Below are 15,296 nucleotides of genomic sequence, written 5' to 3'. Positions count from 1 at the left end.
TAAAAAATAAACCGTTCCTAACGCAGGAACGGTTTTTTGATGTGAGAAATTACTTTCCTTAATATGTTATATCTGTAGTTGGCTAAGTAGTCAAATAAAATTTGCATAATTTTCAAAAAAGTTTAAAAAATATGACTTAATGGATTTTATTTTTAAGTTTTCTTAGCAGATTGTTAGTTTTATTAACTTGATGTATCAAAATAATAAGATTTTTAGGATGATGAATATTATCTAAAAAATTATCATAATCGAGGATTTCATCATTAAAGTTATCCATAATCTCTAACATTTCGCTGCTTGAATTTTTAAGATAGTCGGGAATACCGTTTTGTTTAGTATGAGTAGTTATTTCAAAAGCAACTTTATGATATTCTTTTATCAAATATTGACATTTATCAAAATGCTGCTCAATTATTTCTGCCCATTGCTGTTGATTTTTTTCAATTTCTGCAATTATCTTTTCAAATTCAATGTGAAGATTATACCCTGTTCTTAACAAAGCTTTATTAATAGCTTCAGCCATTATAAAGATCCCCCCTTCTTTTAAGAATCTATCACCTTAACTGTAAACCTATTTAATTAATGAAGTATAAAAAATGCCTCGAGAAATATTTCCCGGGGCATAAATTTATATCTTTTCAACTAAATCTTCAAATTCATCAAGACGTTTTTCAAAAGTCTTAAATGCATCTTTTAAATAATCAGCTTTAGTCATATCCACGCCAGCTTTTTTCATGATTTCAACAGGATAGTCACTAGATCCAGCCTTTAGGAAGTTGATGTAGTTGTCGAGATCTTGTTGACTGCCATGCACAATTTTATTACTAAGAGCTGTTGCTGCCGCAAAGCCAGTTGCATATTGATAAACATAAAAGTTGTAATAAAAATGTGGAATTCGTGACCATTCTTTGGCAATATCGCCACCAGCAGTTACGCTGTCTCCATAATAACGCTGATTTAATTCTCCGTAGAACTTGTCAAGAATATCACTAGTTAAAGGTTCACCCTTTGCATCAGCTTCATGAATAAATTGTTCAAATTCCGCAAATTGTGTCTGTCTAAAAAGTGTTCCTTTAAATGAATCTAGATAATGATTTAATATAAAGGCTCTAGCTTGTGGTTCCTGAATATTATCTAAAAAATATTCAGTTAGAATGTTTTCATTGGTTGTTGAAGCAATTTCTGCTACAAAAATTGGATAATCACCATAAACATATGGCTGTGAATTTCGAGTGTACCAGGAGTGAACAGAGTGCCCAGTTTCATGAACTAGAGTGTAGAGTGAATCAAGAGTATTTTCCCAATTTAAAAGTTCATATGGGTCTGTATCATAAGATCCACCTGAATAAGCTCCAGTGACTTTATTTTGGCTTTCTACGCTATCTATTATTCGATTGTTAAATATATAGTCAACGTGACTGAGATAATCCTGTCCAAGAGGTGCTAAAGCCTCTTTAGCCATTTTTTTGGCATCTTCAAACTTAACTTCAAGTAGTGGCTGACCAGTTAAGGGAACATACATGTCCCACATTTGTAAGTCTTTAAGTCCTAATATCTTTTTACGTAAAGCAACATAGCGATGGAGAAGATTTAGGTTTTTATTCACTTCTTTTAATAAAGTGTCATATACAACACTAGGGACACCATTTTTACTAAGTGAAGCATCTCGTGCACTATCATAGTTATGAACTAAGGCATCATAATTATGTTTTTTTACAACTCCTGAAAGAGTTGATGCCAAAGAGTTTTCAAATTGTCCATAACTTGCATAAAGTACATCAAAAGCTATTTTCCGAACTTGTCTATTTTGAGATTGAATTAATAAAGAATAAAGTCCGTCAGAAAGCTTTACCATTTCCCCGTCTTCATCTTGAACATATCCATATTCCATATCAGAATTAGTAAGAACATTAAAAGTGTTTTCAGAAGAACTCATTGCATCGGCTGCATTTGAGACTAACTTTTCTTGTTCAGCAGGTAAAGTATGGGGACGATTTTTTAAGATTTGGTCAAAAAAATGATCAAATTCATGTAATTTAGGTTCAGTTTTGAAATATGAGGTAAGTTTTTCATCAGAAACTGCTAAAATTGCTGGATTAATAAATGAAGTAGTTGTTTCAAAGTTATTAGCTAAAGTTTGGGCACGGCTAACATAAGCTAAATAATGTGAATTAGCTGTGTCAACGTCACTAGACATCGTTGCATAAACATAAATTTTTTCAATATTTTGTTTAACTGTAAGAATTATTTTAATACCTTCATAAAGATTTTTAGCAGAATCTGTAAATTTACTTTTTAGGTTAGTTAACTTTTGAACGTCAGTTTTAGCAGATTGATAAGCTTTTTCCCAATCTGCGTCAGTTTTGAAAATGCGGCTTAAATCCCATTTGAGTTCTTCAGGGACTTCATTTCTAGTTGGTAATGCCATGATAATATGGTTCCTTTCTTTTTTGAATATCTATTATCTTAAATCTGTATAAGTCAAATAGCAAAAAATAAGTTATTATTAAATATTGACAATAATATTTTTTTGTCAATTAAAAAGTGATACAAATGAACTTAAACAACTTTTGAAGGGAAAAGATGTAAAGAATGGATCCTAATTCGAGCCAAAGAGAAAATTATCGCAAAAATCATTCATCGTTAAATTTGCACCGCAATCGAGCTTTTGCAGCTAAAGAAAGTTCTTACAAAAATGGAAATACATTTGCTCGCTTAGTTGGTGTAATTGCTTTATTTATGGTGTCTTGTGGGATTGCATGGGGCGCACATATGTATTTTACTGTGCATAATGCAATTGATAGCGCTAGTGGTAGCAATAGTGCTACTAGTGGAAAAATTGCTGCTAAGCAGCCTATTTCAGTATTGGTCCTTGGAGTTGATCAAGGACTTGAAGGACGCCACGAGCAAGGAAATTCAGATACCATGATTTTAGCAACTGCAAACCCTGCTAAAAATAAAGCGACAATGACTTCTATCCCACGTGATACTTTAGTAGATGTATTGGGAGAGCCAGGAAATAAATATTTTATGTTCCGAGTTAATTCAGCTTACGAAGTAGGTGGCAGTAAAGCTGCTATGAAGACTGTTTCAACGATGCTGAATGTTCCAATCAATTATTATTTAGAAGTTAATATGAAAGCTTTAAAGAGCTTAGTAAATGCTGTAGGTGGCGTGGACGTTCAAGTACCATTTTCATTTAGTTATGATTGGTGTGATTTTCATAAGGGTAAACAACACTTAAATGGACGCCATGCAGTTGCTTATGTCCGTATGAGAAAAGAAGACCCACGTGGTGATTACGGTAGACAATTGCGTCAAAGACAAGTAATTGAAGCTGTTGCACAAAAAGCTATGAGTGTTAATACAATTTCTAATTATCGCGAGCTTGTAACTATTTTCAATAAATATGTAAAAACTAATCTGACTTTTAATGATATGTTTGCCTTAGCAATGAATTATCGTAATTGTATGAAAAACTTAGATAGTGGATACATTCAGGGGCATGATGCATGGATCAATGGTTCTTCTATTCAAGTTGCGTCTACAAAAGAACTTCAGAAAACATCTGATAAAATTCGAACTAATTTAAACTTAGAAAAAGAAACTTTGAGTAACGAAGAAACTCGTCAAAATGAATTAAATGAAGAGCGTAATAAGATTGATTGGACTAATCCAAACGCCTTTACTAATTATCAGATTTTTAACGAAGATTCTGATACGCCTGAAACTGATAAGTCTACTACCTCATCTTCATCATTTACTGGTGAAAGACAATCATCGACTTCATCTTCATCAACTTCTTCATCATCAAATAATAAAAATTCAAAGTGGAATATATTTAAAGATTTTAAATAGTTAAAAAAGCATTCATTATAGAATGCTTTTTTGCTTTAATAAAATTACATAAAAAATAAATTCATAAAAAAATATTTTATTTTAACAAGAATGTTACAATAAAGGGTGTAAGTGATAACATAACTCAAAAATAACAGCTATGTAAGCGCATTACTGAATGCTTGAAAGATTTATTATATAGATATACACTTAAGATAAATAATAAATGTTATCTATGAAAGGAGCAATATCCTGTTAGTTTTGATGGAGGCGTGAACATGAATATTGTTAGTTTAGCGCGATTCCAGTTTGCGATGACAACTATTTTTCACTTCTTTTTTGTACCTTTTTCTATTGGTACAGTGTTTATAGTTGCTATCATGGAGTCGATGTATGTAAGTACAGGTAATAGCCTGTATAAAAAAATGACAAAGTTCTGGGGAAATATCTTTCTTCTTAGCTTTGCAGTGGGAGTTGTTACTGGACTTATTCAAGAATTTCAATTTGGGATGAATTGGTCAGACTATTCGAGATTTATGGGAGATATTTTTGGAGCTCCGCTTGCCTTTGAAGCTCTATTATCATTCTTTATTGAATCAACCTTTATTGGCCTTTGGGTCTTTACTTGGAATAAAGTTGGTAAAGGATTACACCTCTTCTTTATCTGGATGGTAGTATTTGGTACTATGACTTCAGCTCTCTGGATTTTAACTGCTAATTCATTTATGCAGCACCCGGTAGGTTTCACTATTAAGAATGGTCGTGCTGTAATGGTTAACTTTGGAGCGCTCCTTGCAAATAAGCAATTAATGTTTGAATATGGTCACGTAATTATGGGGGCTCTTTTAACAGGGGCAACTATTTTTAGTGGACTTGCAGCATTTCAATTACTTAAAAAACGTAAGTTGTCAGAAGTTAATAGAGCAATTTATAAAAAGACAATGCGACTTGGTCTGCTTTTAATGCTTATTTTCTCACTTGGTGCCATTACAATGGGTGATCTTCAAATGAGATATTTAGTTCATGAACAACCAATGAAGTTTGCAGCTACTGAAGCTGTAATGAAGACAACAGGAAAACGTGCCCCATGGAGCGTGATAGCGTTTGTTGATCCTAAGACTCATGAAGTTAAAGGCAATATTGATATTCCTGATATGTTGAGTATTCTTTCTTACCATAAGACTACTGGATCAGTTAAAGGAATGGAAGAACTTAACAAAGAAATGAAGAAACAATATGGTACTAAAGTTGATGGTCAAAAAATGGACTATTATGTTCCAGTGAATACATTATTTTGGTCATTTAGATTTATGGCTGGCTTCGGTACATTGCTTGCTTTAGTTTCAATTGTTGGGCTTATTATGACTAGAAAGGGCCATGAAAGTTTATATAAACATCGTTGGTGTTTATGGATTATTGCAATTTTGACTTTTGCACCATTTATTATGAATACCTGTGGATGGCTTATTACAGAACTAGGTCGTCAGCCATGGACTGTTTATGGAATTTTCACAACAGCACAAAGTGTATCACCAAATGTCTCTGTGGCATCCCTTCTTACATCAAACATTGTTTACTTCTGCTTATTCTTAAGTCTAGCAATTATCTTAATTGCGTTAATCGTACGCTACTTGCATAATGATCCAGAAGAATTATGGATGGCAGAAGATAGCAAGAATACTGATCCATTTGCAAAGGAGGCCTTTTAAGTGTCGTTTCTTCAAATTCTATGGTTTATTTTAATCGGCGTTTTATTCTCTGGTTTCTTTTTCTTAGATGGCTTTGATTATGGAGTAGGAATGGCAGTTGTTACACTTGCTCATAATGAAAAAGAACGTACTCAAATTATTGAGACAATTGGTCCTGTCTGGGACGGAAACGAAGTTTGGTTAATTACTGCAGGTGGAGCAATGTTTGCATCGTTTCCATTTTGGTATGCGACTTTATTTTCAGGATATTATTTAATTTTACTTTTAATTTTAGTAGGACTTATTATTCGTGGAGTTTCATTTGAATTTCGTAAACAAAGTCCAAACTATAAAAAACCATTTTGGGATAACATGCTTGCACTTGGTAGCTTTATGGCTCCGTTTTTCCTTGGTGTAATGTTTATTTCAATGATTAAGGGGATGCCAATTGATGCTGCAGGTAATATGTCAGCACAATTCTTTGACTACTTTAATTGGTTCTCAATTATTGGTGGAATTGCATTAACGTTATTAACATATCTTCATGGTCTTAATTACATTACTTTAAAGACTAAGGGTGTGATGAGTGCACGTGCTCAAAATTATGCTCATGCTTTATATTGGGCACTTTATGTTGGTGAAGTTATTTTTGCACTACTTTTAATTTTCCAAACTGATTTTTTGCAAGTTCATCCAATTCTTACTTGGATTTGCTTAGCGTTAATTGTTGGATTTTCAGTTGCAGCACATGTTTCAACTTTCAGAAATGCTCAAGGGGCTGCATTTACCTTTAGTGGATTAACTTTAGTATCATTAGTAGCACTTATCTTCTGTGGATTATTCCCAAGAGTAATGATTTCATCAATTAGCAGTAATTTTGACTTGATGATTCAAACAGCATCTTCATCTAACTATACATTAGTTGTAATGACGATTGCGACAGTAATATTAGTACCATGTATTTTGGCTTATACAATTTGGGCTTATTGGATTTTCCGTAAGCGTATTGAAATGCCAAGAATTGGCGAGGTTAGTAAATGATTGATCGACAGCTTTTTAAGCTTGCTGGTGCTAGTTCGATTGTAAAAAGACTTGCAGTGCTTGAAGTTCTGCAAGCCTTTTTCATAATAGGACAGGCGTATTCACTTAGTGCAGTTTTGACACTTCTTTGGGCTGGTAAAAGTTTAAACATAGTCTTATTAATAGCTTTTGCAGGCTGTTTTATAATGAGACAGTTAATTAATTGGTTAAGAGATAAGATCTTAGACCATTACTCTAGCGTAGTAGTAGAAAAGTTAAGAGAAAAACTTCTCAATAAAATTTTTCAAGAAGGACGCTTACTTGTGCAAAAACAAGGTACAGGTAGTCTTATTACTATGGCTTTAGATGGAATTGATGAAGTTAGACAATATATAAAACTTACTTTCAGTAAAGTTTTAACGATGATGATCGTGCCTGTTTTAACTTTTATTGCAATGTTGTTTTTAAATTGGCAGTCTGCGCTTATTTTACTTGTGATGTATCCCTTAATTGTTTTGTTTATGATCATTTTAGGATATGCAGCTCAAGAAAAAGCAATCAAGCAGTTTGGTAATTTTCAAGTTTTATCAAATAATTTTATTGATTCTTTGCGTGGAATAGATACTTTGAAATATCTCGGTTTAAGTAGACGATATTCTAAGAGTATCTTTACCTTAAGTGAAAACTTTCGTAAAAAAACCATGGCAGTTTTACGTGTTGCAATGCTTTCAACGTTTGCACTTGATTTTTTTACAACTCTTTCAATTGCAGTAGTTGCAGTTTATTTAGGGTTTGATCTTTTGAATGGAAAAGTAAGTTTATTTCCAGCTTTAGGAATTTTAATTTTGGCTCCAGAATACTTTTTACCAATTAGAAATTTTGCTGGAGACTTTCATGCTACTTTGAATGGTAAGAATGCTTATCATAAAATTTGTGAATTACTTGAAGAGAAGCCAGAGTTAGAAGAAAGAATAGAAATTCATGAATGGCAAGATAATGATAATTTAGAAGTAGATAACTTACTTTTTAATTATCCAAAAGGTTCAGAAATTGGCCCTATTTCTTTGAAAATACATGGTTATGAAAAAATTGGAATTGTTGGAATGAGTGGCTCAGGTAAGAGTACTTTAATAAATTTGCTCAGCGGATTTTTAACGCCAACTAGTGGAGAAGTCACAATTCAAGGACATTCATCAAAAACCATGAACATTCCTGATTGGCATAAACAATTGCTTTATATTCCGCAGAATCCATACGTTTTTACTCAAACACTACGTCAAAATATTGCCTTTTACACACCAAAGGCAACTGATGATGAAATTAAACAGGCAATTAAGGCTGTAGGACTTGAAAACTTACTTAAAGAATTGCCAGATGGCTTAGATACTGTTATTGGACAAGGAAAAAGAGTCCTTTCTGGTGGACAAGCGCAAAGAATTGCTTTAGCGCGTGCTTTCTTAGATCAAAAACGTAAAGTTTTGATTTTTGATGAACCAACTGCTCACTTAGATATTGAAACTGAAGTTGATTTAAAGAAGCAGATGCTGCCATTGATGGAAAATCGGTTAGTTTTGTTTGCTACACACCGCTTGCACTGGCTTAAGCAAATGGATTATATCCTTGTAATGAATCATGGCGAGTTAGTAGAACAGGGCAAGTTTGATGATTTAGTTAAAGAAAAAGGTTATTTTGCTCAATTAACCAAGGAAATGCGAGGCGATGAAGATGTTGAATAAACTTCCGATTTTTAGAGCTTTAAAACAAGATCGCTGGATTAAGCCATTTCTAAAACGTTATCGGGTAACACTGTTTTGGGCAATTTTATTAGGAATCGTAACTTATGTTTGTGGAGCAGGGCTAATGTTTTGTGCTGGCTTTTTAATAAGTAAAAGTGCTACGATGCCAGAAAATATTTTATTGGTATATGTTCCTATTGTTTTAACTAGGGCCTTTGGAATTGCCAGACCAACTGTAAGATATTTTGAACGTTTAGTTAGTCATAATTGGGTTTTTAAAATGACTTCAAAACTGCGGCAAAAACTCTATGATTCACTAGAACAAGATGCAGTTATTTTTAATAGTAAATATCAACTTGGTGATATTTTAGGTTTATTATCAGATGATATTAGTCATATTCAAAATCTTTATTTGCGATCAATTTTTCCAATGATGGTTGCATGGGGACTATATGCAATTATTGTAATTGCTTTAGGAATCTTGTCTCCCTTGATGGGGCTCTGGATGTTACTGGTATTTGGACTGATGATTTTTGCTATTCCAATTTGGACAGTTGTAGTAAATGGAGCCCGTCAAGCTTATGAAAAGAATCTGCAAGATAAGCTTTATACTGATTTAACTGATGATGTAATGGGAGTTACTGACTGGGTGCTTTCAGGACGTGGACAAGAATATTTAAGCTTACATAAAACTAATGCTCAGAAATTGCGTGAAGTTCGTCAAAAAATGAATAAATTTGGTCGTTTGCGTGATTTTTGCTTTCAAATTTTGTTTTTATTGATTGTTTTAAGTTTAATTCTTTGGGGCTGGCAAAAATTTGGCGGAGCAAAAACCCCAGCCACTAATTGGATTGCAGCGTTTGTTTTAGCAGTATTTCCAATGGTAGATGCTTTTGCTCAACTTCCTGTAGCTGCTCAAGAGACAAACATTTATAAAGATTCATTAGATAGATTAAATAATTTACCTATGCCTAAACATCAAAAAGCAGCAGAAATAAATATCTCAGCTCCATACGAAATCACTTTACAAAATGTTCACTATACTTATCCTAAAACTAGTCAATCTGTATTAAATGGAATTAGCTTAAAGATAAAGTATCAAGAAAAAATCGCAATTTTAGGTAGAAGTGGTGCTGGAAAGTCAACACTTGCATCACTTTTGCGGGGTGATTTTGTTCCTCAAGAAGGTTCAATTAAATTAAACGGAATTAAAGTTAATGAATTTGGTGATCAAATTTCAAATTACTTTAGTGTTATTAATCAAACCCCTTACCTTTTTAACACTACAATTGCTAATAATTTGCGTTTAGGAAATGAAGAAGCTACAGATACAGAACTTTGGCAAGTTTTGCGTCGAGTTGGACTAGATAAGATGGTTGATAACTTACCAGATGGACTTGATACAGAAGTAGATGAAGCAGGGCTGCGTTTTTCAGGGGGAGAACGGCATAGATTGGCCTTGGCAAGGATTTTACTTAAAGATAATCCAATTGTCCTACTAGATGAGCCAACTGTTGGACTTGATCCAATTACGGAACAAGAAGTTATCAATACCTTTATGAAAGAACTTAAAGGAAAAACTTTGATTTGGATAACGCACCATTTGCAAGGAATTGATAGGATGAATCAGGTGATTTTTCTAGAAGATGGAAAAATTGAAATGCAAGGCAGCCCTAAAGAATTATGGCAGACAAGTAGTCGATATCGTCAATTAAAAAAAGCCGATCAAGGTATTTGATCGACTACATATTACGATTGAGCAATTCTTTAGTTATTTTAGTTAATAACTTGGTAGCAGGATTTTTAGGTAATTGTTCTAATGAGTTTAAGGCATTTTGTGAATATTGCAAAGCTAACTGACGGCTTTGTTGAATTGCTGAAGAATTTAGAATTATTTCTTGAATTTGTTCGATGTCTTTTTTGGACATCTGATATTTCTTATTTAAAATTGGTGCAAGTTTTTGGTAACAATTTTCATTTTTTAAAGCAAGTAATAATGGTAGAGAGTATACCCCCGTAGTTAAATCTTCTAGCATTGGTTTGTTTAGCTTTTTACTGCCAGTGTAATCCAAAATGTCATCAATTATTTGAAAAGCAATTCCTAAATTTTCACCAAAGTCTGCCATAGTTTGAGCATATTGCGTTTGTCCACCAAAATATGCACCTTCTTTGGCAGCTAACCTAAAAAGGGCTGCGGTTTTGCCTTTAACATCTTCAATATAGTCATTTAAGCTTTGATGTATGTTAAAACGTTCTTTCATTTGCCCTAATTCACCATTTAAAACAGCACGCATGGTTTTGGCATTTTCGACTAGGTATTCATGTTCGTCGGTGGTTTGAAGCATTAAGTCAAAGAAATTAGTAAAAAGTAAGTCTCCTGCATAAACTGCGGTATCTTTACCAAACTTAGATTGAATACTAATTTCTCCACGTCGCTTATTTGAATCGTCAATAATATCATCATGAATTAAAGTTGCCATGTGCAAAACTTCAATTGCGGAAGCTAATTTGATAACTTTGTCAGTTACTTCTCCTTTTGTAGCTTTAGCAGATAAGATTAATAGACTAGGTCGTAGGTATTTACCGCCATTATTTGCCATTGTGATTAGAGCGCTTTGTAAAGCTGTATGTTTTGTTTGAATGGTTTTATCAATGCAATTATTAACTAAGTCAAGTTCTTTAGCAATTAAGGGATATTTACGGTGTTGTTTTGTATTATTCATTTAAAAAAATTTCCTTATGATACATAATTAAATTGAAAATAATTAATTTTAATTAATTTACTTTGGAAGGATGTGGAGTGATTGTCACTAAGTGTATTTTTAGAATTAGTTGAAATCAAAGCTAAAACTGCTAGTGTTGCACCTTTTTTATTAGGGATGTGTTTTAGCGCATATTATTTTAATCATTTAAACTGGACCATCTCTTTAGTATTTTTTGTTGCGATGTTTTTATTCAATATGGTTGTTGACATGCTTGATAACTATAACGATTACTACCATGCAGATAGTAAAGATTATCAAGAAAATACTAATATTATTGGTCGTGAAAATATTTCACCTAATCTTGTTTTATGGCTGATGATTGGATTCAGTGCTTTATCAGCCTTGATGGGATTATGGCTTGTTGTAAAAGCAGGATTGCCAGTATTATGGATGGGAATTTTCTGTTTTGCCATAGGTTTTTTATATTCATCAGGTCCTTATCCAATATCTAACTTGCCACTGGGAGAACTATTTTCAGGTTTTACAATGGGCTTTATGATTGTTTTGCTTAGTGTGTATCTAAATACATATCAAATTTTTATTTGGAATTTTGATACAATAGGCAAAATATTCTTGGTGGCATTAGCTGATGAATTATGGATTTCAAATTTGATGCTCGCTAATAACTTATGCGATGCCCAAGAAGATGAGGATAATCATCGAAAAACGATTATTCATTTCATTGGTAAAAAAGCTGGTTTAGTATTTTTTAGTCTTAAAAATATTCTAGCCTTTTTAATTATTATATTATTGCCATTTCTTGGACTAGCACCAAAGTTTGTGTGGTTAACAATTATTATTGTACCGTTCGTCTGGCGTCAGAACAAGATATTAATTGGTAAACAAGTAAAGACAGAGACCTTTATTACAGGAGTAAAAATACTTTTGATAGGTTCAATGACTTATTTACTAACGTATTTTATTGGTTTATTGATAAATCTAAAATGATGGGAGGATAATCATGAAAAAAATAGTAGTTTTAGGAGCTGGATATGCAGGCTTGAAGACAGTAATTGCTCTTCAAAAGAAAATTAAAGGTGAGGCTAAGATTATTTTAGTTAATGATGTGCCATATCACTATGAAGCTATGCGGCTTTATGAAGTAGCTTCAGGTAATGGTCCATATACAGGGATGTCTTATGAATTAAGTGATGTACTTGATCCAGCTGTTACTGAATTAGTAGTAGATGATGTAACTAAAATTGACATTAAAAATAAAAAAGTAGAATTGAAAAATTCTGCTCCAATTGACTATGATTACTGTGTTGTTGGATTGGGCTTTACTCAAGATAGTCTTGGAATTGAGGGAGCCAAAGAAAATGGGCTACCGATGTATAATGTTCCTACTGCTCAAGCAATTGATAAGCATATTGAAATGCAAATGAAACGTTATAAAGAAAAACAAGATCCAAAGGATTTAAACATTATTATTTGTGGAGCAGGTTTTCAAGCTGTTGAAGTTTCTGGAGCTATTTCTGAAGCTCGTCCACGCTACGCTAAACTTGCTGGTGTTGATCCAAGTCAAATCAAGATTCAGATGTTTGATGGATCTCCTCGTTTATTGCCAATGTTTAGTGATAAGTTAGTAAAATATGAACTAAATGTAATGAATAAGCGTAATATTAATGTTTTATATCCAGCTTATATTCAAAAAGTTACTACTGATACTGTTTACTATAAAATGGCTGATGACAAAAAAGAGGATGATCCAAAAGAATTTAAAGCAGGAACAATTATTTGGTTAATGGGCTTTGGTGGCAGTCCAGTTATTGAAGCTTCTGGTTTTAAAAATCGAAGAAATCGTGTAATGGTAGGAGAGCATTTAACGGCTCCTGAAAATGAAGATATTTATGTTTTAGGAGATTCTTCAAGCGTAATGGTTCCTGGTAAAAAGTGGCCATATCCAAATACAGGTCAGATGGCTCTTTCAATGGCTAATTACACAGCTAAAGATATTGCAGCTAGAGTTTTAGGTCATTCTCGTCCAACAGCTTATACTTATAAGTCTTTGGGTGAAGTAGCAACTGTTGGTGAAGATCAAGCAGTTGGAAAAGCACTTGGAATGTCTTATAAAGGATATTTGGCCAGTGCATTAAAGAAAATTATCATTGATAAATCCTTGATGGAAACAGGCGGCATTAAAGAAACTTTAGCTGTTGGAAGATTTGACTTTTATCGGTAAAATTTAACTTAAAAATATAAAAAATAGACAACAATTTTATTTTTTGATTATTGTTGTCTATTTTTGACTTTTATATTTTATAAATGCAAGTTAAGATGATAAGTAAGTGTTTTAGTTCCAGGAGGAAAATCATGAAAAAAGAACAAATCTTTCCAGTGATTTATGGCATAATTTCTGCAATTATTGCTTATATTGCAGTATTTTTTATTTGTATGCGAAGTTTTGATCTTAACTTGCAAATTTCTATTTTGTTGGCTGGAATTTTTGCATTAGTTTTCTTTATAATTTCTTGGTTTCGTGGACATGCAAGTATGGAAATCAAACGAATTGTTTATAAATATAAATTAAGTGATCAAGATTTAGCTAAAATTACAGGCTTAAGGGCGAGTGATTTTCCGATTTATCATGATAAACTGCAATTAATTTTACCGAAACGGTATTGGCCTAGGATTTTGAATGAGTTGCAAAATTATGAAAAAAAGCATGAGGAAGGTAATTAGGTAAGTAGAAAAATGAGTTTATTAACGGTTAAGGATTTAAGTCAGAGTTTTATTGATAAGACTTTATATGAAGATGCTAGTTTTGTTTTAAATAAAGAAGATCATATGGGTGTAACTGGTCAAAATGGAGTAGGTAAATCTACTCTTATTAAGATTTTGACTGGAGAAATTTTACCTGATGAAGGACAAGTAAAGTGGCAAAATAAAGTTAGTGTTGGATATTTGGATCAATATGCAAAACTTGCCCCAGGTGTAACGATTCGTGGCTTTTTAAGGACTGCATTTGATAAATTATATCAAAAGGAAAAGGAATTGAATCAGCTTTATACAGATTATGCTGAGCAAGGTGATGAACAATTATTAGAAAAAGCAGGCAAGGTTCAAACATATCTTGAAGAAAATAATTTCTATGATTTAGATACTGAAATTGAACGTGTTGCTTCAGGTCTTGGTTTAGCAGAATTAGGATTTGATCATGATGTTTCAAAGCTTTCAGGAGGTCAAAGATCAAAGATTATTTTAGCTAAACTTTTATTACAAAATCCAGATGTCTTAGTGTTAGATGAGCCTACTAATTATTTAGATGTAAGTCATATTGATTGGCTAGTGGAATATTTAAATAATTTTGAAGGAGCTTTTATCGTTGTAAGTCACGATTATGACTTCTTAGGTCAAATTACTAACTGTATTATTGATATTGATTTTGGAACCATTACTCGCTATACCGGAACATTAAAGCAAGCTATGCGTCAAAAAGCTGCTAATCGTGAAACTTATCTTAAAGCTTACGCTAATCAGCAGCGCAAAATAGCTAAAACTGAAGCATATATTCGTAAGAATAAAGCAGGTACTCGAGCAAAAAGTGCTAAATCTCGTCAAAAGCAATTAGATAGAATGGATGTTTTGACTCCACCTAAGAATAATCGTCGTGCTAAGTTTGACTTTCCATATGTAGCTACAGCATCTAATTTATTACTTCAAACACAAGACTTAGTTATTGGTTATGATAAGGCTTTAGTTAAGACTGCGTTTAATTTTTCAGTAGGTGGAAATGAAAAAGTTGCGATAACTGGTTTTAATGGGATTGGAAAAACTACCTTGCTTAAAACTTTGCTTGGTAAATTGAAGCCAATTTATGGTAATTATGAATTATCAGTTACTGCTAAGCTAGCTTATTTTAAGCAAGATCTTGCTTGGCCAAATGGAAACATGACGCCTTTGCAGTATTTACAAGAAGAATTTGAACGTAAAAAGCCAAAGGAATTAAGACAAGCTTTAGCTAAAATGGGTCTAACTGCTCAACAAGCAATGAGTCCATTAAAGGAATTATCTGGTGGAGAGCAAGAAAAGGTCAAACTTGCAAAAATGCAATTTGAACCAGCTAATCTTTTATTCTTGGATGAACCAACTAACCACTTGGATAATGACACAAAAGATGCTCTTAGAAAGGCAATTGTCAATTTCCCAGGTGGAGTAATTATTGTAAGTCACGAGCGTGATTTCTTCCGTGGGGATTGGATTGACAAGACAATTGATTTAGAAAAGTTGAATTAACACATAGGTAAAAT

At 32.8% G+C, this 15,296-nt stretch carries 12 protein-coding genes; 9 read left to right on the top strand and 3 right to left on the bottom strand.

Translation table 11 applies throughout. The features are described from left to right. Positions 1 to 136 precede the first annotated feature (136 nt). Together ACTHPI_RS00795 and pepF are read right to left on the bottom strand one after the other, a co-directional pair. Positions 137 to 523 carry a hypothetical protein gene (locus ACTHPI_RS00795; RefSeq protein ID WP_445352281.1) on the bottom strand — a complete coding sequence of 129 codons (387 nt, stop codon included), beginning with the start codon at positions 521 to 523 and terminating at the stop codon, positions 137 to 139. 105 nt (positions 524 to 628) lie between these two features. Further along, a complete protein-coding gene (pepF, locus tag ACTHPI_RS00790; protein ID WP_445352280.1) occupies positions 629 to 2,428 on the bottom strand; it encodes an oligoendopeptidase F in 1,800 nt (599 codons plus the stop codon). Positions 2,429 to 2,592: 164 nt separating this feature from the next. On the opposite strand from pepF, the gene ACTHPI_RS00785 reads away from it, so the two are divergent. The 5 genes from ACTHPI_RS00785 to cydC all read left to right on the top strand — a co-directional run bounded on the left by ACTHPI_RS00785 (position 2,593) and on the right by cydC (position 10,019). Continuing rightward, the gene (locus ACTHPI_RS00785; protein WP_445352279.1) at positions 2,593 to 3,858 is read left to right on the top strand and encodes an LCP family glycopolymer transferase; all 1,266 of its coding nucleotides are present in this window, start codon (positions 2,593 to 2,595) and stop codon (positions 3,856 to 3,858) included. Between the two features lie 257 nt (positions 3,859 to 4,115). Further along, on the top strand, positions 4,116 to 5,546 hold the full coding sequence (locus tag ACTHPI_RS00780) for a cytochrome ubiquinol oxidase subunit I (RefSeq protein ID WP_445352278.1): 1,431 nt from the start codon (positions 4,116 to 4,118) through the stop codon (positions 5,544 to 5,546). After that, a complete protein-coding gene (cydB, locus tag ACTHPI_RS00775; protein ID WP_445352277.1) occupies positions 5,547 to 6,566 on the top strand; it encodes a cytochrome d ubiquinol oxidase subunit II in 1,020 nt (339 codons plus the stop codon). Continuing rightward, positions 6,563 to 8,281: a thiol reductant ABC exporter subunit CydD gene (gene cydD / locus ACTHPI_RS00770; protein ID WP_445352276.1), complete on the top strand. Its 1,719-nt coding sequence runs from the start codon at positions 6,563 to 6,565 to the stop codon at positions 8,279 to 8,281. Before cydB ends, cydD begins: the two co-directional genes overlap by 4 nt. After that, positions 8,271 to 10,019 (top strand): thiol reductant ABC exporter subunit CydC, encoded by a 1,749-nt coding sequence (gene cydC, locus ACTHPI_RS00765; RefSeq protein ID WP_445352275.1) that lies wholly within the window; start codon positions 8,271 to 8,273, stop codon positions 10,017 to 10,019. The genes cydD and cydC overlap by 11 nt, the downstream gene beginning before the upstream one ends. A 4-nt stretch (positions 10,020 to 10,023) precedes the next feature. Here the strand turns inward: cydC and ACTHPI_RS00760 are convergent, their stop codons facing one another. Continuing rightward, the gene (locus tag ACTHPI_RS00760; RefSeq protein ID WP_445352274.1) at positions 10,024 to 11,004 is read right to left on the bottom strand and encodes a polyprenyl synthetase family protein; all 981 of its coding nucleotides are present in this window, start codon (positions 11,002 to 11,004) and stop codon (positions 10,024 to 10,026) included. An 81-nt stretch (positions 11,005 to 11,085) separates the two neighbouring features. Between ACTHPI_RS00760 and ACTHPI_RS00755 the strand changes: the two genes are divergently transcribed. From ACTHPI_RS00755 to ACTHPI_RS00740, 4 genes are all read left to right on the top strand, one after another. Continuing rightward, the gene (locus ACTHPI_RS00755; protein ID WP_445352273.1) at positions 11,086 to 11,994 is read left to right on the top strand and encodes a prenyltransferase; all 909 of its coding nucleotides are present in this window, start codon (positions 11,086 to 11,088) and stop codon (positions 11,992 to 11,994) included. 13 nt (positions 11,995 to 12,007) lie between these two features. Next, positions 12,008 to 13,228, top strand: coding sequence for an NAD(P)/FAD-dependent oxidoreductase (locus ACTHPI_RS00750; RefSeq protein WP_445352272.1), 1,221 nt, complete (start codon positions 12,008 to 12,010; stop codon positions 13,226 to 13,228). A 131-nt stretch (positions 13,229 to 13,359) separates the two neighbouring features. Beyond that, positions 13,360 to 13,728 (top strand): hypothetical protein, encoded by a 369-nt coding sequence (locus ACTHPI_RS00745; protein ID WP_445352271.1) that lies wholly within the window; start codon positions 13,360 to 13,362, stop codon positions 13,726 to 13,728. Between the two features lie 12 nt (positions 13,729 to 13,740). After that, positions 13,741 to 15,282: an ABC-F family ATP-binding cassette domain-containing protein gene (locus ACTHPI_RS00740; RefSeq protein WP_445352270.1), complete on the top strand. Its 1,542-nt coding sequence runs from the start codon at positions 13,741 to 13,743 to the stop codon at positions 15,280 to 15,282. Positions 15,283 to 15,296: the final 14 nt, after the last annotated feature.

The organism is Lactobacillus sp. PSON, from assembly GCF_052615405.1.
Note: the sequence above shows the minus strand (reverse complement) of the source record. Positions and strands in the feature narration are given on the sequence as shown.

Excerpts from the sequence above, each read along its gene's own strand:
- ACTHPI_RS00795 (WP_445352281.1), bottom strand. The coding sequence starts at position 523 with ATGGCTGAAGCTATTAATAAAGCTTTGTTAAGAACAGGGTATAATCTT.
- pepF (WP_445352280.1), bottom strand. The coding sequence starts at position 2,428 with ATGGCATTACCAACTAGAAATGAAGTCCCTGAAGAACTCAAATGGGAT.
- ACTHPI_RS00785 (WP_445352279.1), top strand. The coding sequence starts at position 2,593 with ATGGATCCTAATTCGAGCCAAAGAGAAAATTATCGCAAAAATCATTCA.
- ACTHPI_RS00780 (WP_445352278.1), top strand. The coding sequence starts at position 4,116 with ATGAATATTGTTAGTTTAGCGCGATTCCAGTTTGCGATGACAACTATT.
- cydD (WP_445352276.1), top strand. The coding sequence starts at position 6,563 with ATGATTGATCGACAGCTTTTTAAGCTTGCTGGTGCTAGTTCGATTGTA.
- cydC (WP_445352275.1), top strand. The coding sequence starts at position 8,271 with ATGTTGAATAAACTTCCGATTTTTAGAGCTTTAAAACAAGATCGCTGG.
- ACTHPI_RS00760 (WP_445352274.1), bottom strand. The coding sequence starts at position 11,004 with ATGAATAATACAAAACAACACCGTAAATATCCCTTAATTGCTAAAGAA.
- ACTHPI_RS00750 (WP_445352272.1), top strand. The coding sequence starts at position 12,008 with ATGAAAAAAATAGTAGTTTTAGGAGCTGGATATGCAGGCTTGAAGACA.
- ACTHPI_RS00745 (WP_445352271.1), top strand. The coding sequence starts at position 13,360 with ATGAAAAAAGAACAAATCTTTCCAGTGATTTATGGCATAATTTCTGCA.
- ACTHPI_RS00740 (WP_445352270.1), top strand. The coding sequence starts at position 13,741 with ATGAGTTTATTAACGGTTAAGGATTTAAGTCAGAGTTTTATTGATAAG.